The sequence below is a fragment of the Kitasatospora sp. NBC_01539 genome (assembly GCF_045040525.1).
In the GTDB taxonomy this organism is placed as follows: domain Bacteria; phylum Actinomycetota; class Actinomycetes; order Streptomycetales; family Streptomycetaceae; genus Kitasatospora.
In genome coordinates, this window is sequence record NZ_CP109390.1 from 3,012,333 (window position 1) to 3,037,034 (window position 24,702).

At 72.3% G+C, this 24,702-nt stretch carries 12 protein-coding genes; 6 read left to right on the forward strand and 6 right to left on the reverse strand.

Annotated elements, in window-relative coordinates:
- Window positions 1-18: 18 nt before the first annotated feature.
- Window positions 19-501, forward strand: a complete 483-nt coding sequence (locus OG335_RS12890) for an FMN-binding protein (protein WP_405011240.1) — start codon at window positions 19-21, stop codon at window positions 499-501.
- A gap of 59 nt (window positions 502-560) precedes the next feature.
- Complete coding sequence (locus OG335_RS12895; RefSeq protein WP_405015378.1) at window positions 561-1,364, forward strand: FAD:protein FMN transferase; 804 nt, start codon at window positions 561-563, stop codon at window positions 1,362-1,364.
- A gap of 43 nt (window positions 1,365-1,407) precedes the next feature.
- Here OG335_RS12895 and OG335_RS12900 read toward each other — a convergent pair whose 3' ends face one another.
- The 3 genes from OG335_RS12900 to OG335_RS12910 all read right to left on the reverse strand — a co-directional run bounded on the left by OG335_RS12900 (window position 1,408) and on the right by OG335_RS12910 (window position 11,741).
- Window positions 1,408-1,638: a hypothetical protein gene (locus tag OG335_RS12900; RefSeq protein WP_405011241.1), complete on the reverse strand. Its 231-nt coding sequence runs from the start codon at window positions 1,636-1,638 to the stop codon at window positions 1,408-1,410.
- Between the two features lie 21 nt (window positions 1,639-1,659).
- The gene (malQ, locus tag OG335_RS12905; protein WP_405011242.1) at window positions 1,660-3,786 is read right to left on the reverse strand and encodes a 4-alpha-glucanotransferase; all 2,127 of its coding nucleotides are present in this window, start codon (window positions 3,784-3,786) and stop codon (window positions 1,660-1,662) included.
- An 866-nt stretch (window positions 3,787-4,652) separates the two neighbouring features.
- Window positions 4,653-11,741 carry a polymorphic toxin-type HINT domain-containing protein gene (locus OG335_RS12910; protein WP_405011243.1) on the reverse strand — a complete coding sequence of 2,363 codons (7,089 nt, stop codon included), beginning with the start codon at window positions 11,739-11,741 and terminating at the stop codon, window positions 4,653-4,655.
- 706 nt (window positions 11,742-12,447) lie between these two features.
- Here OG335_RS12910 and OG335_RS12915 point away from each other — a divergent pair.
- Window positions 12,448-13,923 (forward strand): hypothetical protein, encoded by a 1,476-nt coding sequence (locus OG335_RS12915; protein WP_405011244.1) that lies wholly within the window; start codon window positions 12,448-12,450, stop codon window positions 13,921-13,923.
- Here the strand turns inward: OG335_RS12915 and OG335_RS12920 are convergent.
- Window positions 13,907-15,159, reverse strand: a protein-coding gene (locus OG335_RS12920) for an IS3 family transposase (protein WP_405009726.1) whose coding sequence is annotated in 2 segments (ribosomal slippage) — window positions 13,907-14,817 and window positions 14,817-15,159 — 1,254 coding nt in all. Because the reading frame shifts where the segments join, the coding sequence is not laid out codon by codon here. The two genes, OG335_RS12915 and OG335_RS12920, sit on opposite strands and share 17 nt — an antisense overlap.
- Before the next feature lie 46 nt (window positions 15,160-15,205).
- On the opposite strand from OG335_RS12920, the gene OG335_RS12925 reads away from it, so the two are divergent.
- Window positions 15,206-17,812 (forward strand): ricin-type beta-trefoil lectin domain protein, encoded by a 2,607-nt coding sequence (locus OG335_RS12925; protein WP_405011245.1) that lies wholly within the window; start codon window positions 15,206-15,208, stop codon window positions 17,810-17,812.
- Between the two features lie 210 nt (window positions 17,813-18,022).
- On the forward strand, window positions 18,023-21,829 hold the full coding sequence (locus tag OG335_RS12930; protein WP_405011246.1) for a beta-N-acetylglucosaminidase domain-containing protein: 3,807 nt from the start codon (window positions 18,023-18,025) through the stop codon (window positions 21,827-21,829).
- Here OG335_RS12930 and OG335_RS12935 read toward each other — a convergent pair.
- Together OG335_RS12935 and OG335_RS12940 are read right to left on the reverse strand one after the other, a co-directional pair.
- Window positions 21,819-22,484, reverse strand: coding sequence for an HAD family hydrolase (locus OG335_RS12935; RefSeq protein WP_405011247.1), 666 nt, complete (start codon window positions 22,482-22,484; stop codon window positions 21,819-21,821). The two genes, OG335_RS12930 and OG335_RS12935, sit on opposite strands and share 11 nt — an antisense overlap.
- Window positions 22,485-22,595: 111 nt before the next feature.
- On the reverse strand, window positions 22,596-23,213 hold the full coding sequence (locus tag OG335_RS12940; RefSeq protein ID WP_405011248.1) for an HNH endonuclease: 618 nt from the start codon (window positions 23,211-23,213) through the stop codon (window positions 22,596-22,598).
- 341 nt (window positions 23,214-23,554) lie between these two features.
- Here OG335_RS12940 and OG335_RS12945 point away from each other — a divergent pair, with 341 nt between their 5' ends.
- The gene (locus OG335_RS12945; protein ID WP_405011249.1) at window positions 23,555-24,664 is read left to right on the forward strand and encodes a mechanosensitive ion channel family protein; all 1,110 of its coding nucleotides are present in this window, start codon (window positions 23,555-23,557) and stop codon (window positions 24,662-24,664) included.
- The last annotated feature ends 38 nt before the right edge of the window (window positions 24,665-24,702 follow it).

Below are 24,702 nucleotides of genomic sequence, written 5' to 3' on the forward strand. Positions count from 1 at the left end.
CCCGGAGGAGTCCGTCCCATGCGCAGAGCCGTCGTCAGCAGCACCGCCACCGTGGCGGGGATCCTGCTGCTGCTCTCCCTCAAGCCCCACGACGCCACCGGGTCGGCGGCGGTCATCAGCTCCGGCGGATCCTCGGGTACGTCCGGGTCGTCCGGCTCGTCCGGGTCCTCGGGCACGAACGGCTCGGACACGACCGGCTCGACGGCTGGCGCGGGCTCGGCGTCGACCCGCTCGGTCACCGGTGACGCCGCGGACACCCGGTACGGCCCCGTCCAGGTGAAGGTCACCCTCTCCGGCACCCGGATCACGACCATCGACGTGGTGCAGTACCCCTCCCAGGACCACCGCGACCAGGAGATCAACAGCTACGCCCTGCCCGTGCTCAACCAGGAGGCGATCGCGGCCCAGAGCGCCGACATCGACGTCGTCAGCGGCGCCACCTACACCAGCGACGGCTACACCGCCTCGCTGCAGAGCGCCCTCGACAAGGCCGGGCTGTGACGGGGCGGACCGCGCCGCCGGCGCCCGCCACGCCCGTCCTCCGGCACGCCGAGCACGTGATGGGCACCGTGTTCTCGTTCGCCGTCCGCGACCCGGGGCCGGACACCGAGGAGACCCTGCGGCGGATCACCGCCCGGCTGCACCGCATCGACGCCGTCCTCTCCCCCTACCGGCCGGACAGCGACATCAGCCGGCTCGACCGCGGCGAACTCGCCCTCGACGCCTGCCACCCGGACGTGCCCGCGGCGCTCGCCCACTGCCGCACCGTCGCCGAGGAGACCGACGGCTACTTCAGCGCACGCCCCGCCGGCCGGCTCGACCCGAGCGGCTGGGTGAAGGGCTGGGCCGTCGAGGAGGCCTCCAGGATGCTCACCGCCGCGGGCTCCCGGCAGCACTGCGTGAGCGGCGGCGGCGACGTGCAGACCACGGGCGGCCCCTGGCGGATCGGCCTCGCCGACCCGCTGCGGCCCGGCCGCGTCGCCGCCGTCCTCGCCGGGCACGACCTGGCCGTCGCCACCTCCGGCACGGCGGAGCGCGGCGCGCACGTCGTCGACCCGCACACCGGCCGCCCGGCCGAGGGGCTCGCCTCCCTCACCCTGGTCGGCTCGGCGGGCACCGGCATCGCCCGCACCGACGCGTGGACGACCGCGGCGTTCGCCATGGGCCCGGAACGCGGCCTCGCCTGGGCGGGCCGCCACCCGGGGGTGGAGGCCCTCGCGCTGCTGCCGGACGGCGCCCAGCGGTGGACCGCCGGCTTCGCCCGCCACCTGCCGCCCGCAGGACCGGCGGACTGGCGCCTGCCCCCGGCCGCCCCCGCGAAAGCACCCGCGACCGCGACCGGACACGCCCCCGGACACGCCTGAGCGCCGCCGGGGCGACGGCCCCGACGGCGCTCGGACGGTGCCGCTACTTCTTCTTGCCCTTGCCCATCGAGGGCAGCATGACCAGACCGGAGATGATCAGGAACAGCGCGATCGGCAGGAGCACGTACAGGCCGATCACCTCGCCGAGGCCGATCCCCGCGCCCGGCTGGTCGCCGTCGTCGGGGGTCGCGGCCATCACGGGCGACGTCATCAGCATCATCAGCGTGGCCGCCGCGGTGACCGCACCGGCGCGCATTGCGTTCCTCTTGTCCACGTCACCCACGGTACCGGCCGCTCACACCGTGCCGCTCGGCGGGGTGCGCCTTCCGAGGGCGTCCGCGAGCGCCCCCGCGAGACGGGCCGTGGACGGCTCCGCGGCCAGCCGGTCGAGCGTCACCGGGTGGCCACCGCCGTCCGCGACGGGCAGCCGCCAGTTCGGGTACTGGTCCCAGGTGCCGGGGAGGTTCTGCGGCCGGGGATCGCCCACCGCGTCGGGCAGCCACACCCCCACCAGCGACGCCGGGGTCGCCAGCAGGAAGGCGTACAGGGTCTCCGGCGTCAGGTCGGCACCCTCGGGGAGCAGCCCACGGGCGGTCAGCTCGGTGCGCCACTCGGCGAGCTCGGTGCGCGCCGCGTCCTGCTCCTCGCCGAGCGGGTGCACCAGCAGGCCCAGGCGGTGCCGCAGCTCCACGTGCTCCCCGCTGAGGCGGGCCGCCGTCGGCGGCAGGTCGTGCGTGGTGAGGGTGGCTAGGCAGCCGGAGCGCCAGCGGTCCGGCGGCAGGATCTCGCCCTTGCGCTGCCAGTCCCGTTCGAACCACAGCACCGACGTGCCGAGGATCCCCCGCTCCGTCAACTGCTCGCGCACCCCGCGCTCCACCGTGCCGAGGTCCTCGCCGATCACGTACGCGCCCGCGCGGTGCGCCTCCAGCGCCAGCACGCCGAGCATCGCCTCCGCGTCGTAGCGCACGTACGCGCCGCGGGTCGGCGGATGCCCCGCCGGCACCCACCACAGCCGGAACAGGCCCATCACGTGGTCGATCCGGATCGCCCCGGCGTGCCGGGCGGCGGCCCGCAGCAGCTGGGCGAACGGCTCGTAGCCGGCCTCGGCGAGCGCGTCCGGGCGCCACGGCGGCAGGCCCCAGTCCTGGCCGTGCGCGTTGAAGGCGTCCGGCGGGGCACCCACCGAGATGCCCTCCGCCATGACGTCCTGCAGCGCCCAGGCGTCGGCACCGTCCGGATGCACGCCCACCGCGAGGTCGTGGATCAGGCCGACCGCCATGCCCGCCTCCTCGGCGGCCCGCTGCGCGGAGCCGAGCTGCTCGTCGACCAGCCAGGCCAGCCAGCGGTGGAAGTCGACGCGCTCGGCGAGCTCCGCCCTCGCCGCGGCCACGTGCGGGCTGTCGGGGCGGCGCAGGCCCTTCGGCCACTCGTGCCGGTTCGGCCCGTGCACCTCGGCGAGCGCGCAGTACGTCGCGTACCGCTCCAGCCACTCGCCCTCGCGTGCGGTGAACGCCCGGAACGCCGCCGCCCGGCCGACCGTCCGCGGCACCGCGTACAGCTCCTGCAGGGCCTCGCGCTTCAGCGCCCAGACGGCGTCCCGGTCGATCAGGCCGTCGTGCTCCAGCACCTCCGCCCGCAGCCGCCGCGCCCTCGGCCCGTACCCGTCGAGCGGTGCGTAGGCGTACTCGGGGACGGCCTCCACCCGCAGGTGCACGGGGTCGGCGAAACGCCGCGAGGACGGACGGTACGGCGACGGGTCCGACGGCGCACCGGGCATGCCCGCGTGCAGCGGGTTGATCTGCAGGAAGCCCGCACCCAGCTCGTGCCCCGCCCACCGCGCCAGCTCCGCGAGGTCGCCCAGGTCGCCCATGCCCCAGGAACGGTCCGACAGCACCGAGTACAGCTGCGCCAGGAAGCCCCAGCTACGGCCCTGCGGCTCCGGCAGCCGGGCCGGCGCCACGATCAGGGCCACGGACGCCTCCCGCGGGCCCGCCTTCGCCGTCAGCCGGTGCCGGCCGAGCGGCAGATCGGCCGGCAGCCAGTGCGAGTGCCCCTTCGGCAGCGCCCACCGGCCGCCGTCCTCCAGCTCGACCGCGAGCTCCGCCCCGGCGGGCACGTCCAGTGCGGTGCGCCGCCCCTGACGCACCACCACGCACGGCGGCAGCAGCCGGGCCGCCACCGTACGGCGGTGCTCCGCCAGCTCCGACCGGACGGCCTCCGGCGTCGACGCGTCCACCCCGAGCGAGGCCAGCACCGCCACCAGCGTGTCCGGCCCGACCGGCACCGGCCCGCTGCCCGGGTCGTACGTGTCGTCCACCCCGTGCGCGTGCGCCAGCGCCACCAACTCCGGCGGCGGGGGCGGCGCGTCCTGCGCGGGCACCTGCTCGCTCCCGGTCTGGTCACGGTCGAGGTATGCGGCCACTCTGCGGCTCCCTGCGGTCAGCCCGACACAGTCAGCACAGTCCTACCCGCCCCACGGCCCCGCGAGACCGAGCGACACGGGGAGACGACCCAACCGCGTGCGGCGGAAATTCGTGATCGCCGTTCGAGCCGATAGCGGACGCTGGAAGGTTCCACCCTTCCAGACTTACAAGACCTCTCCATTAGGCCCTGCCGGTTCAGTGTGCACGAGGGTTTCAAGCCACCTCCGGACAGCCACCCTCTCCTGCTGTGGTGTCCCCGGCCAGCTGGCTTTCCACTCCGCGAGCTCGCGAAGGCCAGCAAGATTTCGAAATTCATTCACCAGGACTGCGCCAATAGAAGAATTCCCCGCCGCGCCACAGACGATAACGTCTCCGGTCGATGACATCATTGCAAACTCCGGTGCGCCGAAACCGCCGCCGAGACCGGCAGCGGAGCCCGCGCCCATAATATCCCACGATTCAGCCAACCTGACGCGCGCCCACCACCAGTCGACCTCACCTTCACTAAGCGCAACTGCAACCAGAAATTCTCGATCAGAACCGAAAAGTCCACCTTCACAGGAAAGGTCAAACCAGCCCCTGTTCGCCCTGGATATAAAATTTGGAGAATCGTCACGGACGACCGATCTCGGCCACTTTCCGGACACTGCCGGATACCCCGAAGCCAGGGTGGCGAGCGTCGGCGGGATAAGGGGGCACTCCGAACCCATCAACCCTAGGAAGATCAGGCCGCCCGGGGAAAGTCGCTCAAGGTAATCCATTATTCCAGCCCCTCCGGAGAGCATAATGGGAAATCTACCGGTTCGCCAATGGAGCAGTGCACGGCATCCGCGGGGATGCCGTGCACTGCTCATATTCGGAACTTCTACCAACCGTAAAGGCTTGGCGACCCATAGTTATGCACGCCTTGTCCCGTCAGGGGAAAGTGTGCAATTTGACCGGTTGCCTGGTTGATCATGATTCTGATCTGATTTCCAGGTCTACCGTTCCAATAAATCGGCGACCCCACCCAAGAACCCCAGAACCTCCTGGCCGTGTTACTAAGATTATTGCCCAGGAACGTGTCTACGGTGCCGTTCGGATTGGACCGTGGCGCCATGTTGGGATTCGCGGTCACCATGTTCACTAGCTCGTGAGTTTCCGGATGAACCGAGTAGAAGGCTTCGTTTGCATCGCTCCTTGCCTTCACTTCCGCCGGCGAATAATTCTCGTTGGGCGTCCAAGTGCTGGGCTCTACGTCATGACTGCCGCCTGTAGGGCAGGCATCGTTGTGAACGAGAATCGCCGCCGGTCCGGCCAGCACATAGTACGTGTGCAGGTCGGCGACGGTGAGGTTGTAGGCGGTCTGCGGCGCGGTGGTGTAGGAGCGGACGGTCAGCACCGTGCTGGTGGTGCCGTCCAGGTTGCGCAGCTGGTCGCCGGTCTTGAGGTTTTCGGCGTCGGTCCACCGCTGGGTGGTGATGTCCCAGTACGGGTGGTGCGCCGTGGAGGTGATGCTCTCCTCGTCACTCGGAGGGCCCCGGGGCCCGGCCGTGGTGAGGACGAGGTCGGTGTACTCCGTGTCGTGGTGACCGACGATGAGCGCCGACACGGCGCGGGTGGCGGTGACCCCGGTCTGCGGGTCGGTGGCGGCGACCTGGTCGCCGAGCTGGACCTGGTCGATGGCCTTGGTGCTGCCGTCGGCCAGCTGGACCTGCGTACCGGCCGGGAAGCTGTTGCAGCCGCCACCGCCGGAACTGGTGCTGGGACGGGCGGCCTTGCTGCCCTCCGTGGCCTCCTTCGCCGCGGTCTGGCTGGCACGGCCGCTGACGCCGGCGGCCGACTGCTCCGCCTTCTGGGCGGTCTTGGCCGCGACCGCGGCACCGACCCCGAGGGTGGCCAGTGCGGTTGCCCCGACGGCAATGCCCGCCTCGACGGTCACCGCCGCGGCAGCACCGGCGACCATGGCGGCCGCGCCGAACTCGGCTGCGGCCAGGGCGCCGTTGGCTGCTGCGGGCACGATGATCGCGGCACAGGCCGCGGCCGTCATGATGATGCAGGCAGCCGCACCCACCACCACCGCGGTGATGACCATCGCGGCGATGACCGGGTGCTCCTCGACCACCTTGACGACGGCGTGCGCTGCGCTCTTGGCCTTGCACTTGAGCCAGCCGCCGAAGCCGCCGCACTTCTTCTTGTTGTCCTTCTTGCCGCCGCCGTTGTCACCGGTGTCACCGTTGCCGGCGTTGCCGCTGCCGTTGGTGGGGGTGGTGGGCGGTGCGCACGGCGGGTGCCAGTTGGAGGCGCAGTCGTTGCCGCCGCCGCCACCGCCGCAGTTGACGACGAACATGCCGCAGCCGCTGCTGCTGCTGTTCTTCTCCATGGTGTCCTGCATGAGACCCGACGGGTCGCTGGCGTTGACCGGGTCGTTGCCGCTGTACGCGTAGCCGTTCCACTGCTGGGGGCTGGAGACCGCCAGGAGCGGGTCGGGGTTGAGGAAGCGGCCGTGGACGGGGTCGTACTCGCGCGCCCCCAGGTTGGTGAGCCCGGTGGCCGTGTCGAGCGTGCCGCCGACGAAGCCCTTGTCGCCGGCCCAGGCGCCCGGCGCGGGCTGGGTGCCGCGCTGGTTGCCGAACGGGTCGGTGGGACGCCGGCTCACGGTCTGCTGGGCGTCGGTCTCGATCTGGACGCCGTTGGTGCCGTGCGGGTCGGAGGCCTGGTAGACGAGCTTGCCGCCTCCGGTGGCCGCGGTGACCCGGGTGATGGTGATGCCGCCGGGGGCGGCGTAGTAGCGGACGTCGGACATGGACCCGGAGGCGGTGTCGAGGGTGAGCTCGTCCGACCCGAGGTTGAGCGTCGTCTTCCCGGGGTTGCGGCGGATCAGCTGGTTGCCGTCCGCGTCGTAGAGGTAGGTCGTGCCCGCGGGGTCGCCGGTCTTGGCGATGCCGTCGAGCTTGTCCTCGCCGTTCCACGTCAGGTTGGTGGTGCCGGCGGTCTCGGTGACGGCCGTGGTGTTGCCGAGGACGTCGTACTGGTACGTGGTGTCCTTGGTGGTGCCGGCCGCCGTGACCGAGGACTTCAGCAGGGCGTGCGGGCCGCCGGTGCCGCCGCCGGTGTTCGGCAGGGCGGTGGCGGTGTTCACGGTGGTGCCGAAGGTCTGGGCCGTGGTGACGTCCTTGGTGGTGTCACCGGTGACGTCGTGCTGGACCAGCGAGGTGCGGTTGCCGGTCTTGTCGTAGCCGTACGTCTGCCAGTAGGGCGCCGGACCGCCGACGCTGGGCTTGGCGGGCGAGCCGGTCATGGCCGGGCCCGACGCGTTGGTGCAGCCGCCGACGCCGGGGACGGACGGGGCTGCCGCCGTGGTGACGGAGCCGGTGTCGGTCCAGGCGTTGGTGAGACGGCCCAGGTAGTCGTAGGTGAAGCACTGGCGGTCGGTCGCCGTGGCGCTCTGGAGGTCGCTGACCGAGGTGAGCCGGCCGGCCTGGTTGTAGGTGTAGCTGGTCTGGTCGAGCGAGGTGGTGCCGACCTGGCGGTCCAGGTTGTTCTGGATCAGCCGCCCGGTCGCCCAGTCGTACTGCTGGGTGGAGACGACCTGGTTGCCCCAGTCGCCGACGGTGGTGCGCACGGCACGGCCGGCCGCGTCGTACTGGACGTCGGTGACGAGGGTGCTGTTGCCGCCGGAGGCGAGCAGCAGGCCGGTGTCGCTGTAGAGGTAGTCGACGCCCTCGGCGGGCAGGCCGCCCATCGCGGGCATGTCGGTGTGGACGAGCAAGCCGAGGATCGGCGAGTAGTCGTTGTGCGAGGTGTAGGTGCCGGTCAGGGCGCCCTCACCGGCCGGGATCGTCACCTTGGTGTCGGTGGGCCGGTACATGGTGTCGTACGCGGTCACCTCCGAGGTGTAGGCCTTGCCGGTGGCGCCTCCCACGTAGCGGGTGGAGCTCGCCGGCTGGCCCTTGGCTCCGGCCACCGTGTCGTACGTCCAGCTCGCGAGCAGGTTGGCCGGGGCCGCGCTGCTCTTGTACATCGCGGTCTTGCGGCCGAGCAGGTCGTACGCGTAGGCGAGCTTGTTGCCCTTGGCGTCCGTGGTGGAGGCGATCCGGGAGTCGGCGTCGTACGCGGTGGTGGTCGTGCCGGTGTCCGGGTCGGTGACGGCGGTCTGCCGCCCCCGCAGGTCGTACTGGTACGACCAGACGTTGCCGGACGCGTCGGTCCGCTTGTCCGGCTGGCCGGCCGCCGTGAACGTGTACGAGGTCACGTCCGCGTCGAGGGCGTTGCCGGTGGCGGTGGCGGTGCGGTACTGCCACAGCTGGGTGGTGCGGCCGCGGGCGTCCGTGAGGGTCGTCGTGGGCTTGGCACCCTGCGGCGGGGTCGAGTCGGTGCGGTCGACACCCGGGTAGGCGGTGGACGAGGTCCACTGCTGCTGCCCGTAGGAGACGAACGCACTGCTGGTGACCCGGCCCTGGCCGTCGTAGGTGGCCCAGGTCTGGGCGGGCACCTGCGAGTCCTGCGGGGCGTAGACGCTGCCGTTCGGCTGGGTGGTGCTCTCGTAGTAGGGCTCGGAGGTCTTGATCGCCCAGCCGTGCGAGTCGTACACGGTGTCGGCGATCAGCCGGCCGGCGCCGCCGGTCGGCAGGCTGGTCTGTGTCTGGCGGGGTCGGCCGAGGCCGTCGTAGAGCTCGGTCCTGACCGAGTAGGTCTCGCTCTCGGTCAGCGCCTTGGAGGTGACCACGGACGGCGCCGTGACGCCGTTCACCGCGTAGGAGAACGTGTAGTTCGGCGTCAGGCTGGTGGCGCGGTCGGCCGTCCAGACGTCGGTGAGCCGGCCGAGCGCGTCGTACTTCCGCGTGGTGTGGCGGTTGTTGGCGTCCGTCGACTCCAGCGGCAGGTTGCGGCCGGGGTCGAAGGTCTGCGAGGTCGCCCAGGTGGCGCCCATCGGCGTGGTGAGCGTGACCTTCGTCGGAATCGTGCCGGTGGCCGGCGAGAGGTCCGTCGTGGTCGCCCTGCCGTCCGGGCCCGCCGAGGTCCTGACCCGGCCGTAGGCGTCGAACGTGGCCGTGGTCAGCGTGGTGTACACCGCGTTGCCGGAGCCGTCGTAGGAGTTGACCGTGTCGGACGACGTCGGGTCACCCGTGCCGCCGGCCTGGCCGAAGACCTTGCCGTCGTAGAAGGTCCGGGTGTCCTTCTGGGTGTTGGCCGCGGTCGGCGTGGTGCCGCAGGGGCCGGTGACGACCAGCTCGCGGGAGACGAGCACGAGCAGCATCGGGTTGGTGCTGGTCGCGTAGCTGTTGGTCGAGCAGATCTCCGGTGCGGCGGCGGTGCCGTCGCCCTTGTCGTCGATCTGCAGCGGCCGGTTGCCGTTGGCCGGGTCGGTCGTCATGACGGTGCCGGTGGACCGCCAGGTGCCGTCCACCTTGCGTGCCCAGGAGGTCGACGTGGACATGGTGCTGCCGAAGCGGGCCACCAGGTCCGGCATGCTGTTCTTCTGCTTGTGCGTGGCCGTCACGAGGTCGTTGCCGGTGACCGTGGCGGAGGCGCCGATGATCGTGCCGCCGGCCTGGTCGTAGCTCTGGCTGCCGAGCACGCCACCGGCACGCCAGGTGTCGTCCGTGACGGAGACGGCGGTCGCGCCCGGGTACGGGGTGAAGGAGACGCTGACCGCCCGCTTGGAGCCGTCGGCCTTGTAGTCGCCGTCCATGCCCCGCAGGTAGGTGGTGACCTGCTGGGTCTTCGGCGCCTCGCCCGGGTAGGCGCTGCCCGAGGTGGAGGTGACGGTGGCGTAACCGCGGAACTCGTCCCAGGTACGGGACTTGGGGTCGGTGTACTCACCGTCGTTGCGGTGCCAGGCCGCGCCGCCGCCGTAGGTGTAGTCGGTGGACTTCACCAGGGCGCCGGTGACCGCGTCCTGCTCGGTCACGGAGGACACCAGGTACTTGTGGAACCAGTCCTTCACCGGGTCCTCCGAGGACGAGCCCGGGAGGTACCAGTTGACCGGCATGCAGGCCATGGTGTTGGAGTCGGCCGCGGCCGGCATGTGGTTCGCGGTCCGGGAGCACTCGGTGTCCCGGTAGTTCACGTTGATCTTCCCACCGGTCTCGGTGGTGATCTGCTGCATGCGCGGCCGGTTGAACGCCGGCTGGGCCGGGACGAGCCCGTCCACCCGGTTGGCCAGCTCACGCGGGGTGAAGGTCACCGCCGGCAGGGCCTGTGCGGCCTGGCCGTTGGTGGCGGAGCGGGTGATCGAGTCGAGCCACAGCGACGGCTTGGTGCCGTCACCCGGGTTCGGGAAGGAGTGCTTCAGCGTCCACAGGTCGACCGAGCGGTAGTCGGTGCCGACCAGCACCTGCGTCTCGATCTTCGACAGCATCAGCGGAGACCAGAACGACGGCCCGTAGTTGGTGCAGGTGCCGGTGGAGGCGCAGTTGAGGTCGAGCGGGGTGTCCGGCCAGTTGTTCTGGTTGGCCACGGTCCGCTGCGCCGTGGTGCAGGTGATACTCCCGGACTGGAAGCACCGCTCCTCGGTGGTGAAGAGGACCTTGGACGCCGCCTTGAGCGTACCCTTCGCCGTGACCTGCGCGGCCAGCTGCTGACCGTAGGCGATCTGCTTGAGCTCGGTGGCCCGGACGTAGGCGGTCAGGGTGCCGGTGCCGTTGTTCTGGCCACCGCCCCGGCTGTAGTAGTTGAGGTCCTGCTGGTAGCCGAAGGTGACCAGGTTCTGGTGCGGGTCGACGACGTAGTCGAGGTTCCAGCGCCAGGCCTCCTGGCACCACGAGGCGGTGCCCTTGGCGGAGTCGTAGCAGTCGTCGCCGCTCTTCGGCGAGTAGACCGGCTCGTAGGCCACCGAGTTGGCGGCCGGGTCGGAGTGGTCGCCGCCCGGCAGGTGGTTCTGGCCGAAGTAGTACTGGGTGCCGTCCGTGGTGGTGACGCGCCAGAACTCGCCGTTGCGGGCCTCGTTGGCGGCACCGGTCAGCTGCTCGATCTTGGAGCCGTCGTCGCCCTGCAGGCGCCACGTGCCGGTGGTGTCGTCCTTCACCAGGGTGCCGGAGTGGCCGCCCAGGTTGAGCACGGCGTTCTGCCCGGACCAGCACATGTCGCTGGAGTGGGCGAGGCCGTCCTTGTCGCAGCCCTGGTAGGAGCGCTCGACGAAGCCGGGCTGGTAGTCCCAGCCCTCACCCGCCCAGGAGGACTGGGAGTTCTGCGCCGACGTCTTGCCGTCGACCGCGGAGGAGTCGTAGCCCAGGGAGACCGAGGGCGCCGCCCCGCCCAGCGTGGGGGGCGTCGAGACCGGGTACGAGTACGTGAAGTTGCCGACGTTCGTGCCGGAGCCCCAGGCCGCCGACGGCGACAGCGGGGTCGCCGCGTAGGTGCCCGAGGGACCGCCGGCCGCCGACTCGGTGGCGAGCACCGCGGACGAGGTCGCGGCCGCGGCCTGCACGAAGTCCGCCCGGACGGTGCCGCTGCCGCTGCTCTTCGCGGCCTTCGGCGCGCTCGCGGCGGAGAGCGGGACCTCGGCGGTCAGCACGCCCGTCTTCGGGTCGACGGAGGACGCCACCGGCGTCTTCGTGCGGCAGTCCGCGGCGTCGGGCGTGACCGCCGCACAGGCGGGCAGCGCCACCAGACGGGTCCGCTCGGTCCACGCCGCGCCCTGCAGGGCCTTCAGGTCGAGCGCGACCTTCACGCTCTTCGCCTGGCCGGCCCCACCGGGGGCGGCGTCGGTCAGGGTGACCCGGCGGCCGGTCGTGGACTTCCCCTCGGAGTCCGCGACCTCCACCGCGACGGAGTGCACCGAGCCCCGGGTGCCCGGGGCGACCTTGACGGGCAGCTGCCCTGCCTGGACGGCCTTTCCGGCCTCCAGGGCGACGGTGGCCGACCCTGCGGGCACCGCGGTAGCGGCGGACGGCTTCCACGTCGCCGGGACGGGGTAGGCCGGAGCCTTCGGGGTGGACGGCACGAGGTTCTTGCCCTTGACGGACTTCATGCCCGTGCCGGGGGCCGCCCCCGGCGGCGTCCAGACCTTGCCGTGCGGCCGGCGGGCGGCCAGCGCCTCGGCGGACGGCGCCGCGAGAAGTGTGGTGATGACTGCCAGAAGACTTATCAGGCCAACCCATCGAGACCGCGTTCGCAGCCATCGACCGGCCGGCCCCCGAGCGTGTATCGCTCTCAAGGAAACCGAACTCCCACTGGTTCAGCCCGTATGGGCTTGTCGACATGATGATCCGAGGATCGGTCAGACCTTACGAGTGCGACCAAAACTGACAGTCCGCCAATCTCCTTTTGGTCGCGACTGTTTACCAAGATTTTGCCCGCGCTCTTCTGCCTGATCGGGACATATGACGACATGGAGAGAACCCGTTTGACGAATCCCACACGGGGGCCCCATCGTTCCGTCTCGAACATTCGCGCGGCGATCGCGCGAGCAGGAGGGGAGAGGTCGAACCGTCATGACACAAAGGGAACAGAGACCCCCGGATCAGCAGGTTTCACGCCGCACCCGGGCAGGGTTCCGGATGCTCGCCGGCACTGCCGCCGGAGCCCTGGGAATGGCCCTTCTCGCGGCCCCCGCGGCCTCGGCCGCCGGCACCGGAAATGCCGTCTCAGCACCGGTTCTGACGGATACTCAACAAAAAGTTCTGGACGCGCGTGCCGCGGCGAAGGCATCGGGCAGGGCCGCGGCCGTCGACGCGATGACCACCGAGACGTCGACCACCGTCGCCAACCCGAACGGCACCCTGAGCACCACCGACTACGCCAAGCCGGTGCGCACCAGGCGCGGCACGGCGTGGGCGGACCTCGACACCACCCTCCGCCGCGCGGCGGACGGCACCGTCGCCCCCGCGGTCACCTCCAGCGGGCTGACCGTGTCCGGTGGCGGCAGCGGCCCGCTCGCCACGATCACCACCGCGGACGGCAAGAAGCTGGCCGTCACCGCACCGTTCGCCCTGCCCGTCCCCTCGCTGGCCGGCGACACCGCGACCTACGCCGACGTCCTGCCGGACGTCGACCTCCAGCTCACCGCGCTGCCCGACGGCGGCTGGCGCGACGTCATCGTCGTCCGCACCGCCGCCGCGGCCGCGAACCCGAAGCTGAAGAGCCTGCACTTCCCGGTGAAGACCACCGGTCTGAGCGTCGCCACCGACGCCGCGGGCAACGTCAGCCTCAAGGACGCCGCGGGCAAGGTCCGCCTGCAGGCGCCGACCCCGTTCCAGTGGGACTCCACACCGGCCCCGGCCCGGAAGGCCGCCCAGGCGAGCCCGCAGGGCAGGAGCGGCGGGGACGCGGACGAGGCCTCGTCCGCCAAGGGCCCCGGCTCCGGCGCCAAGGTCGGGAAGATCGGCATCAGGGCCGACAGCAGCGGTTTCGACCTGACCCCGGACCCTGCCACCTTCGGCAAGGGCACCGGCCCCTGGTTCATCGATCCGACCATCAGCGCCGACAGCGCCTCCGCGATGTCCGCCCAGGTCCAGGAGTACAACCCGGGCACCAAGTACGCGGACTCCGTCAGCAACCTCGGTGTCGGCTACTGCGGTTACAGCGACTGCACCGGTTACGGCCGCGAGCGCGCCTACTACCGGATCAGCATCAACTCGGCGATCTACAACACGCCGACCGGCGCCCCCGCCGCACCGACCGTCTACGACTCGACGTTCTACGCGAGCGTGACGGGCGCCTCCAGCCCGAGCACCAGCACCCCGCTGGGCCTCTACTGGACCGGTGCCATCAGCAGCAACACCACCTGGAGCAACCAGCCCTGCAACGGCAGCGGCACCTTCGGCGGCTGCACCAAGGTCGGCAGCTCGGTACCGATCACCGGCACCGGACCGATCGCGTTCAACGTGACCTCGCAGATGCAGCAGGCCGCCGCGAACCACTCCCCGGACTGGACCGTCGGCATCGCGCCCGACGACGAGAACAACAAGCTCTACCGCAAGCACCTGGCGAACAACCCGCACATCACGACCAACTACGACCTCACGCCCAGCATCTGGTACCCGCGGACCAGCCCCACCCCGGGCTTCGCGAGCACCAACCAGCACAACGACTGCCAGACCCCCGGCGGCGGCTACGCCTGGTACAACCCGGGCTGGGTCGGCGCCAACCAGAGCATGGGCCTTCCCCCGCGGAGGTGGACACGCGTCGGGTTGGTTATGCAGCCAGCGTGAGCCTATCGGACTCCCGCCGGTACTGGTTTTCGTAGGCTATGGGGCTGAGCTGTCCGTTGGCGGAGTGCCTGCGGCGGGTGTTGTAGCGGGTGAGCCACCGGAAGACGGTGCGTCGGCAGAGTTCCGTTCCCGGGTAGTGGTGGGCCCCGCGTAGGGTCTCGCGCTTGAGGGTGGCGTGGAAGCTCTCGCAGGCGGCATTGTCGGCGGAGGTGCCCACCGTGCCCATGGACTGGGTGACGCCCAACTCGCCGCACAAGTCGGCGAATTCACGCGATGTGTACTGGGCTCCGTGGTCTGAGTGAAAGATCGCGCCGCCCAGGCCGCCGCGGGTGGCGGCAGCCATCCGCAGGGCATCGGCAACGAGTTCGGTGCGCATGTGGGCGGCGACGGACCAGCCCACGACCCGGCGGCTGAAGCAGTCCAGGACGGTGGCCAGGTAGAGGAAGTCGCCTTCACCGGTGGGGAGATAAGTGATGTCGCCCATGTACTTCAGGCCGGGCGCGGGGGCGGTGAAGTCCCGCTGGAACAGGTCCGGCACCGGTGTCGCCGACGGCTCGGGGATCGTGGTGCGGACCCGCTTGCGCAGGCGTATGCCCTGGATGGAGAACTTGCGCATCACGCGGGCCACTCGTTTCTCGTTGATTTTCCGGCCGTCGGCGCGGAGCTCGGCGGTGACCCGCGGGGAGCCGTAGGCGCCGTCGGAGTCGGCGTGGACGGCCCGGATCTGTTCGGCCAGGGCCTGGTCGGCGGCCTCCCGCGCGGTCCGCGCGTCGGCCCCGCCCCGCCACTTGTAGTAGCTGGAGCGGTTCACGCCCAGCACCTGGCACAACCGCTTCACGCCGAAGGCGTCCCGGTGGTCGTGGACGAACTGGAAGCGGTTCACCAGTTCGTCTCGCCGGCGAAATACTTGGCCGCCTTGCGCAGGATGTCCCGCTCGGTGGCCAGCTTCCGCTCGCTCGCCTCAAGCTCGGCCACCCGGGCCTCCAGCTGCCGGATCCGCTCGTCCGAGTCGGCGGACGGTGCCGGCTGTCCCGTCCGGGCCGGCGCTGCCCCACCTGCCCGAGCGGCCGCCGGGGCCCCGACGCGACGTTCCCGGTCCCGCAGCACCCAATCGCGCAGCGTCGCCCTGTTAATGCCCAGGTCGGCGGCGATGCTCTTGTAGGTCGCCCCGGGCGTGGACTCGTACAGGGCCACGGAATCGGCCTTGAACTCGTCCGAGTAGTCCTTCATCGCCATCGGCGGTGTTCTCGCTTCCTCCGGATCAAGCAGATCCAGTATCAGCGTGTCCGCTACTCAGGGGGAGGCCCCCATCACCCTCGCCGTCTCCGACTGGTCGCCCGCGGGCCTCCCGCTCTACGCGAAGTTCCGCATGTGGGACGACAACGACGGCGCCAACGGCTTCAACGGCAACTCCCCGAAGACCAGCTCGTACAACAACGAGGTCGTCTCGGTCGGTTCGCTGATCGACGGTCACCAGTACGGCTGGACGGCCAACGCCACCGACGACACCCTGACCTCGGCCGAGAGCCCGTGGTGCTACTTCCGCGTCGACAAGACCGCCCCGGCGGTCGCCGTCGGCTCCACCGACTTCCCGCCGTCCGGCACGCCGAACACCACCCCGGCGAAGTACGCGACCGACGCCGGCACCTTCACCATCTCCGGCAGCGACCCGGCGCCCGCCTCCGGCCTCAACGCCTCCGGCCTGGCCTGCTTCCGGGTGAGCACGAGCTCGACCCCGGTCACGGGCTGGCACTGCGGTGACGCGGGCACGGTCATGGCCGACGCCAACGGCAAGGCCTCGTACAGCTACACCCCGGGCCTCTGGGGCACCAACATCCTGTACGTCCAGGCACAGGACAACGCCGGCAACTACAGCCAGCCGTCCGCCTACAGCTACTACGCCCCCTGGAAGCCCGGCACCCTGCCGGTCTTCGGCGACCTCACCGGTGACCAGAAGCCCGACCTCGTCCTGCCGGACGCCAACGGCAACCTGCGGCTGATCAACACCAGCAACGACCCGGCCAACGCCAACCCGATCGCCGGTGCCGGTGCGACCTCGCCGACCGGCACCTGGAACGGCGTCCAGATCACCCACCGCGCCTCGCTGCTCGCCGGCAAGCCGGTCGACGACCTGATCGCCCACCCCGCGGGCGACCCGAGGCTCTACCTGTACGCCAACGACGGGCACGGCAACTTCGTCACCCGCACCGCGTTCTACAAGTCCGGCACCACCATCAACTCCGCGGTGACCTGCCAGGACATCGACGGTGCAACGATCCCCTGCCCGGCCGACTTCGGTACGGACTGGACCAACGCCACGCAGATCCTGGCCGTCGGCACCCCCGAGGGCGAGAACGCCGCCAAGGACGCCAACAACAACTACGTCCTCACGCGGACCTCGATCCTCGCGGTGATCAACCACCAGCTGTGGCTGTTCCCGCCGGGCACCAGCAGCGCCCGCCTTCTCAAGCCGACCGACACCCAGGTCTCCACCGCCGACTGGACGAACTACGACCTGATCGGCCCGGGCCCCGCCAACGGCGGCAACCAGCCCACCCTGTGGGCCCGTGACCGGGTCAACGGCACCGTCCACGCCTACCCGATCACCACCAAGTCGGGTGGCGGCGTGGACTTCGGCGCCCTCACCGACCCGACCACCGGCACCGTCGCCGGCACCGGCGGCTTCGACCCGGCGACCTACCCGACGGTCGGCTCCAACGGCGACCTCAACAGCGACGGCGTCGCCGACCTGTGGGCCAAGGCCAACGACGGCCGGCTGGTCGTGTGGCCGGGCACCGCCGACACCAACGGCAAGGTCACCGGCTTCGCCGCCTCGCGCACCCTGGGCGACCTGCGCACCCCTTCGGCCCGCTGGCAGCTCAACGAGGCCGCCGGAGCGACCACCGCCGCCGACACGGCAGGCCAGCACCCCGGCACCGTCAAGCCCGGCGTGAGTTTCGCCCCGGCCACCGTCGACGGGCGCACCGTCAACGCCGCCACCTTCAACGGCACCACGGGCGAGATCGACACCACCGGCACCTCGATCGACTCCACCAAGTCGTTCACCGTCAGCGTCTGGGCCAACCCGGCCCAGGGCGGCGGCCCGGTCCTCAGCCAGGACGGCACCAGCACCAGCGGCTTCATCCTGTGGCCCGAGGCTTCGGACGGCACCTGGCGGTTCGGCATGTCGACCGCCGACGACACCAACTGGAGCTACGACCAGACCGCGATCGGCATGACCGGTGCCGCCCGCTTCCAGGCGGGCCGCTGGGACCGCCTCACCGCGAGCTACAACGCCGCCGGCGGACAGATCCAGCTGTACGTCAACGGTGTGCTCGCCGGATCCGGCTTCCACACCAGCAAGTCGGGCATCACCGGCCCCGTCGTCCTGGGCCGGTACAAGTACCAGGGCGCACCGACCTCGTGGTTCAAGGGCAGTGCGAGCGACGTCGTCGCGTACAACTACCCGACCGACCCGTGGTCGTCGACCACCGGCCAGATCGCCCTGACCGGCTTCGCCGGCAAGTGCATGGACGTCAACGGCGGCGCCACCGCCGCGGGCACCGCCGTCCAGGTGTGGGACTGCGCCGGCGTCCCCGCGCAGCGCTGGACGGTCAACGCCAACGGCACGCTGAGCAACAACGGCATGTGCCTGGACGCCACCGGCGGCGGCACCGCCAACGGCACCGTCATGGAGATCTGGAACTGCGGCAGCAACCCGGTCTGGCCGAACCAGGTGTTCATCCCGCTCGCGAACGGCTCGATCTACAACCCGGTCTCCGGCCGGTGCGTGGACGTGCCCAACGCGGACACCACCAACGGCATCCGGCTCGCGCTCTACGACTGCAACCGGACGCCCGCCCAGGTCTGGTCCGTCAGCCGCGGCTGACCCCCCGACCGCACCACCCGGGGCCGTCCCCGGTGCGCCGCACGGCGCGCCGGGGACGGCCCGGCGCTTTTTCTCCACATATCGGGCATACCTGTCAGCGGCGTTGACACCCGACCTGTCACCTGGTGGGCTGGCCCGTCGAGGCGGGTGCAGGCGGTCGACCGGGCGGCAGGGCCGGTGAGCTGCACGTTCGGGTGCGGAGGAGGTCCGGTGCAGGCACGGGTGTCGGTGGCCGCCGGGCGGCGGCTGAGGCAGCAGCTCGACCAGAGCGCTTCGCTGCGTGAAATCCTCGACCATCCGGTCGCGCTGACGGCCCGTCGGACGGCTGCGCGCACCGCGCGACAGCTCGCGCCGAAGGCCGCCGACCGCTTCATCGCCGACCTCAAGGGCACCGAGCCGCTGCTCGCCTCCGTGCGCGCCGAACGCCGCACCACGGCGCCCGGCCGCCGCCGCAGCACCCTGCAGCTCGCCGCCACCCTCTCCGCCGCCGCCGTCGTCGGCGGGCTGCTCGCCGGGCCCGCCGCGGTCGCCGCCGCGCCCGCGATCGGCGACCGCACCGTCAGCACCGCGCCCGTCGCCCCGCTCGGCTCGATCACCGAGCCGCAGGTGTACCCGCGCCCGCAGCAGCTCGTGGCCGCCGGCGAGGCGGTCTCCGTGCCGGACACCGTCGGCCTGGTCACCGCCGGGCACGCCGACGCGTCCGCGGTGGCCGCCGTCCGCCGGGTGCTGGGCATCGCGGGCGCGACCGACATCATCGGCGCGGACCCGTCCGCGGCGCCCGTCGCCGGCTCGCTGGTCGTGTACGTCGGCGGCCCCGCGGAGGGCGCCGGCGGCGACACCGACCGGGTGCTGCGGCAGCTCGCCGCGGCGGGCGGCCGGGCGGCCTCCGACCTCTCGCCGGCCGGGCTCCCGTCCGGCGGCTACGTCCTGGCGGCCGGACGCCTGCCCGCCGCGGGCGGCGGCACGTACGGCGCCGTGGTGCTGGCCGGCGTCGACGCGACCGGCACCTTCTACGCCGCGCAGAGCCTGCGGCAGCTGCTCGCCCCGATCGCGGCGGGCCAGGGTCAGGCCGCCGCCGCGGCCGGTCGGGGCCTGCCGGGCGTCCTGATGCGGGACTGGCCGACCGGCGCGCCCGTCCGCGGCACCGCCGAGTCGTTCTACGGCACGCCGTGGACGACCGGCGAGCGCCTCGACCAGCTGGACTTCCTCGGCAGCACCAAGCAGAACTTCTTCCTGTACGCGCCCGGCGCCGATCCGTACCGCACCGCCCGCTGGCGCGAGGCGTACCCGGCCGCGCAGGCCGACGCGCTGCGCCGGCTCGCCGAGCGCGCCCGGGACAACCACGTGGTGCTCGGCTACTCGATCGACCCCGGGCAGTCGTTCTGCTACAGCTCCGGCAAGGACGTCGACGCGCTCGTGGCGAAGCTCGACGGCCTGCGCCGGCTCGGTTTCGGCGCCTTCCAGCTGCAGTTCCTCGACGTCAGTTACGAGGAGTGGCACTGCCCGGGCGACCGCCGCACCTTCGGCACCGGTCCGGCCGCGGCCGCGAAGGCCCAGGGGGCGCTGGCGGCCGAGGTGCAGCGGCGGCTGATCGCCGCCCACCCGGAGCTGGCCCCGCTGACGGTGGTGCCCACCGAGTACCAGAAGCAGGGCGCCACGCCGTACCGCAGTGCGCTGGCGGCGGCACTGCCCGCGGGCGTGCAGGTCGCGTGGAGCGGCGGCTCGGTGATCGCCGCGGAGGTGACGGGCAGCGGGCTCGCCGAGACGGCCGGGCTGTTCGGCCGCCCACTGGTCACGATGGACAACTACCCGGTGAACGACTCCACACCGGACCGGCTCTTCCTCGGCGGCTACACCGGCCGCGACCCGGCGGTGGCGACGCGTTCGGCGGCGCTGCTGACCTCGGCGATGACGCAGCCGGTCGCCTCCCGGCTGCCGCTCGCCACCGCCGCCGACTTCGGCTGGAAGCCCGACGGCTACCGCGTGGCCGACTCGGTGCGGGCCGCGGTGCACCTGGTGGCGGGCGGCGACGCGGGCGCGCGGGCGGCACTGACCGCGCTGGCGGGCAACAGCGCCTCCTCGCCGCTCGACGGGCGGGAGTCCGGCTACCTGGTGCCGCTGCTGGAGCGGTTCTGGGCGGCGCTGGAGCCGTCCTCGGGCGGGGCGCCCGACCAGGCGCGGCTGCAGGAGGCGGCGGAGCCGGTGAGGGCGGCGTTCGCGACGATGGCCGGGGCCCCGGCGGCACTGGCCGCCGAGCCGGTCGCGGAGGACGCCGGCCCGTGGCTGGAGCGCCTCGCCGCGTACGGGCGCGCCGGGCAGGCCGCGCTGACGATGCTGATGGCGCAGCGCAGCGGCGACGGCAGCGCGGCCTGGCAGGCCCGGGTGGGCCTGCGGGAGCTGCGGGAGGAGCTGGCGCACGGCACGGTGACGGTCGGCGGCGGGGTGCTGGACGGCTTCCTGGAGCGGGCGCTGCGGGATGCCGACACCTGGGCGGGGTCCGGGGCGGGTACGCCGGTGCCCACCACGACGATCGGCACGGCGAACGACCACGTGCCGGGGCTGATGACGGACGGCGCGGCGGACACGTTCTACTGGAGTGCCGAGCCGCCGCACACCGGCGACGCGGTCGGCCTGGACCTCGGTGCGGGTCGGCCGCTCGGCCGGGTGACCGTGCTGATGGGCTCGTGGGGCGACGGGCCGGACGCCGCGTCGGCCGCCGACGACTACCTGCGGGACGGCGTGCTGGAGTACACCACCGGCAGCGGCGGCTGGCGGCAGCTGGCGCTGGTGCAGGGCCGGAAGAGCGTCTCGGTGAGCGCCCCGGCGGGCACGGTGGCGAAGGCGGTGCGGCTGCGGGCCGTGACGGGCCAGAAGACCGCGGTGGCGGTGCGGGAGTTCTCCGTGACGGCGCCGGACGACAACCCGGCCGTGGTGACGGGGCCGGCCGCGGCGCCCGGTTCCTCGGCGGACGCGGTGCTCGACGGCGACCCGGACACGGCGTTCCGGGCGGCCGACGCGCCGACGGTGGCGTCCGAGCCGCTGACGGTGGAGCTGGGCGCGGCGCGGCCGCTGGACCGGGTCACGGTGCTCACCGACCCGACGGTGCTGGCGACCGCGACGGTGTCGGTGCGCGGTGCGGACGGCGGGTGGACGCCGATCGGCGACCTGAAGCCGGGCTACAACGAGCTGGCCGCGGGCGGCCGGGCCGTCGACGCGATCCGCCTGGTGTGGGCGCCGGGCCTGCAGGCGCCGGTGGTCAACCAGATCGTGCCCTGGTACGCGGACGCCCCGGCGGCGCAGCTGAACCTCTCCGACGGCAGCGTGGACGTGGTGTCCGGGCAGGCCGTGCCGGTGATCACCAAGGCGGTGCTGGAGTCGGGCCGTCCGGAGGGCACCAGCGGGGAGCTGAAGGTCGAGGTGCCGGCGGTCGCCAGGGGCCTGACCGTCACCCAGGGCTCCGCCGTGGCGGTGCCGCGCGGCAGCCGGGTCGGGGTGCCGCTGAAGGTGGCCGCGGCGGCGGACACGCCGTCCGGCACGTACCGGGTGCCGGTGACGTTCACGGCGGGCACGCTGACCCTCCGGCAGGAGCTGGAGGTGCACGTGGTGCCGCCGACCGGCGGGCAGGACCTGGCCAGGCTGGCGACGGCGACCTCGTCGGCGGACCGGACCCCGGAGTACCCGGCCGCGCGGATCAACGACGGAGACCCGCAGACCCGCTGGTCCTCGCCCCCGGTGGCCGGCTCGTGGATCCGGCTGGAGCTGCCGCAGGCCGTCCGGCTCGGGTCGGCGGTGCTGCACTGGCACGAGGACGCGTACGCCTCGGCGTACCGGCTGGAGTCCTCGTCGGACGGCGTCACCTGGACGACCGTGGCGGCGGTCGAGGACGGCCGGGGCGGGGTGGAGACGGTGCGTTTCGACGCCCCGAACACCCGTTTCCTGCGGATGCAGGGCGTCACCCGGGGCACGCAGTACGGCTACTCGCTGTGGGGCGTCGAGGTGTACGCGGTCACGGGCTGAGTCCTGCCGCCGGGAGCAGCTCCGTGAGGGAGGTCAGGGCTCCCGGAGTGCGGCCGCTGCGGTCGAGCAGCCGGGCCTGCATCCCGGCGGCGCGGGCCGCGGCGACGTCCTCGTCGGGGTGGTCGCCGACGTGCAGCACCTGCCCGGGCGGGACGCCGAGGCGGGCGGCGGTGAGCCGGTAGATCGCCGGGTCGGGTTTGCGCAGGCCGCAGTCGACGGCGCGGACGACGACGGCGAAGTGCGGCTCCAGGCCGGTCCAGGCGAGTTCGGCGTTGCCGTTGGTGGTGAGGGCCAGCGGCAGCCGCCGGGCCAGCGCGGCCACGGCGGCGGCGACCTCCGGGTAGAGCGTGGTGGAGCGGGCGCGGGCGGCCATGAACGCCTCGTACGCGCGCGGCCCGAGGTCGGGGCGGTCGGGGGCGCGGCGGCGGGCGGCCTCGGCGAACGCGGCCTGCCGGAGCTCGGGCAGGGAGGCCGCGGGGTGCAGTGCCTCGACCTCGGTGCGGATCCGCTGCAGCCAGGCGACCTGCACGGCCGGTCCGCCCAGCTCGGCGCCGAGGAAGGCGGCGGCAGCGGCGATGGCGGTGCCGAAGGAGGCACCGAAGTCCCAGAGGGTGTCGTCGCCGTCGAAGGAGAGGGCGGCGATCGTCGGTGGCACGGGTCGGGCTCCCGGAGGTGGTGGCAGACGGCGGGCCGCCGACGATCCCGCTGGGGGTTCGCCGGCGGCCCATGAGGCGTACCGAAGTCTGACGGGCAGGCCCTTTGTCTGTCAGGCGGAGAGCGGTTCGGGCTCCCCGCGGCGGTGCGGGTGGGTCCTGACGGCCGGGACCGGCAGTGCACCCGCGTGGTCGAGATGGTCGTGGTGCTCGTACTCGCGGAACTGCTCCAGGCCGCCGTACGGCTCCAGGTAGGGGCGCCAGCGGGGATCCTTGATCCCCGTGCCGATGACGCGCCAGGCCAGGCCGATGGGCGGGGCCGGGGGGCGCTTCATCCGCCAGCCCAGCTCGGTGAGGTGGCGGTCCGCCTTGGTGTGGTTGCAGCGGCGGCAGGCCGCCACGACGTTGTCCCACCGGTGCTGGCCGCCCCGGCTGCGCGGAATGACGTGGTCGACGCTGGTCGCGGCGGCCCCGCAGTAGACGCAGCGCCCGTGGTCGCGGGCGAACAGGGCGCGGCGGGTGAGCGGGACGGGCCCGCGGAAGGGGACCCGCACGAAGCGGGTCAGGCGGACGACGGACGGTGCCGTCAGGGTGTCGGTGGCGCTGTGCAGAGTGATTCCGGAGTCCTCCAGGCTGACCGCCTTGTGGTTGAGGACCAGGATGAGGGCGCGGCGGGTGGAGACCACTCCGAGTGGCTCGTACGACGCGTTGAGGACCAGGACATGCGGCACGGATGCCTCCTTGGACGCCTGCGGCGCGTGGCTCGCGCCGGGACGAGCGGGTGATCGCATTGCGGCGCGATCTCCCCCAGTGTCGCCTCACGTCTTCGTGCGGCGCCACCATTCCCGTGTAACGGACCGGATGTGGAATCCGTCATAGGCGGTATGCCCACGCACCGGGCGTGGTGCACACGTCGCCCCCGGTGAGGGCCCCTGCGGGCAGGCCGGGGGCGGGTCGACGGAGCCGCCGGGCGGGTCGGGACGGCCGCTAGGGTTGGACGGGACGGTCCGCCAGGCGGGCCGCGCCGGCGCCGTGTGCGCCGGCCCGACCCCGCTCCACGGAAGGCCCGCACGTGTTCCGGTCCGGTCCCACCGGTCTCCTCGCCGAAGCCACCCCATCGCCCGCCCAGCCGTCCCTCGACCTGAAGCTGCCGACCAGCGCGGGCGAGGTGTCGGCCTCCACCAAGCAGGCCGCGAGCTGGCTGGACCAGAACTGGCAGAGCTGGGTCGAGGGCGGGGTGCGGATCGTCTTCGTCGTGGTGCTGGCGCTGGTGCTGCGGGCCGTCGTCCGCAAGCTGATCACGCAGCTGATCACGCGGATGGGGCGCGCCACCGAGGAGGAGGCGGAGGTGGGCCGCCTCGGCGGTCTGCTGGCCAACAGCGGGGTGGTGAACACCGAGCGGCGCCAGCAGCGGTCCGAGGCGATCGGCTCGGTGCTGCGCAGCGTGGCGTCGTTCACGATCCTGGGGACGGCGGCGCTGATGGTGCTGTCGGCGCTGGGCGTGAACCTCGCGCCGCTGCTGGCGAGTGCCGGTGTGGCGGGTGTGGCGATCGGCTTCGGCGCGCGGAACCTCGTGACGGACTTCCTCTCCGGCGTCTTCATGATCATGGAGGACCAGTACGGCGTCGGCGACGAGATCGACACCGGCGTGGCGAGCGGCACGGTGCTGGAGGTCGGTCTGCGGGTGACGAAGCTGCGCGGCGCGGGCGGCGAGATCTGGTACATCCGCAACGGCGAGGTGAAGCGGATCGCCAACATGAGCCAGGGCTGGGGCACCGCGACCGTCGACGTGCAGGTGGGCTACAAGGAGGACCTGGCCCGGATCGAGGGGCTGATCACGGACACCGCGGAGCAGCTCTCCAAGGAGGCCCCGTACGACGAGCTGATCTGGGGCCGGGCGAAGGTGCTGGGCGTCGACTCGGTGGCCACCGACTCGCTGGTGCTGAAGATCGAGGCGCGCACGACGCCGGGCAGGTCGATGCAGGTGGCGCGGGCGCTGCGGCAGCGGCTCAAGCTGGCCTTCGACGAGGCCGGGGTGAAGCTGAAGGACGAGGCGGTGACGGTGGCGCAGCCGGCCGGTCCGGTGGCCGGGGAGATCGGGGCGCCGTCGGCGCTGGCCGACCCGGCGTCGCCGCAGTCGGCCGCCGCCAAGCCGATACCGGCGCAGCAGCACGTGGAGTAGTGCGCCGCGGCTGTGGACGAGGGCCCCCGGGATCCGAC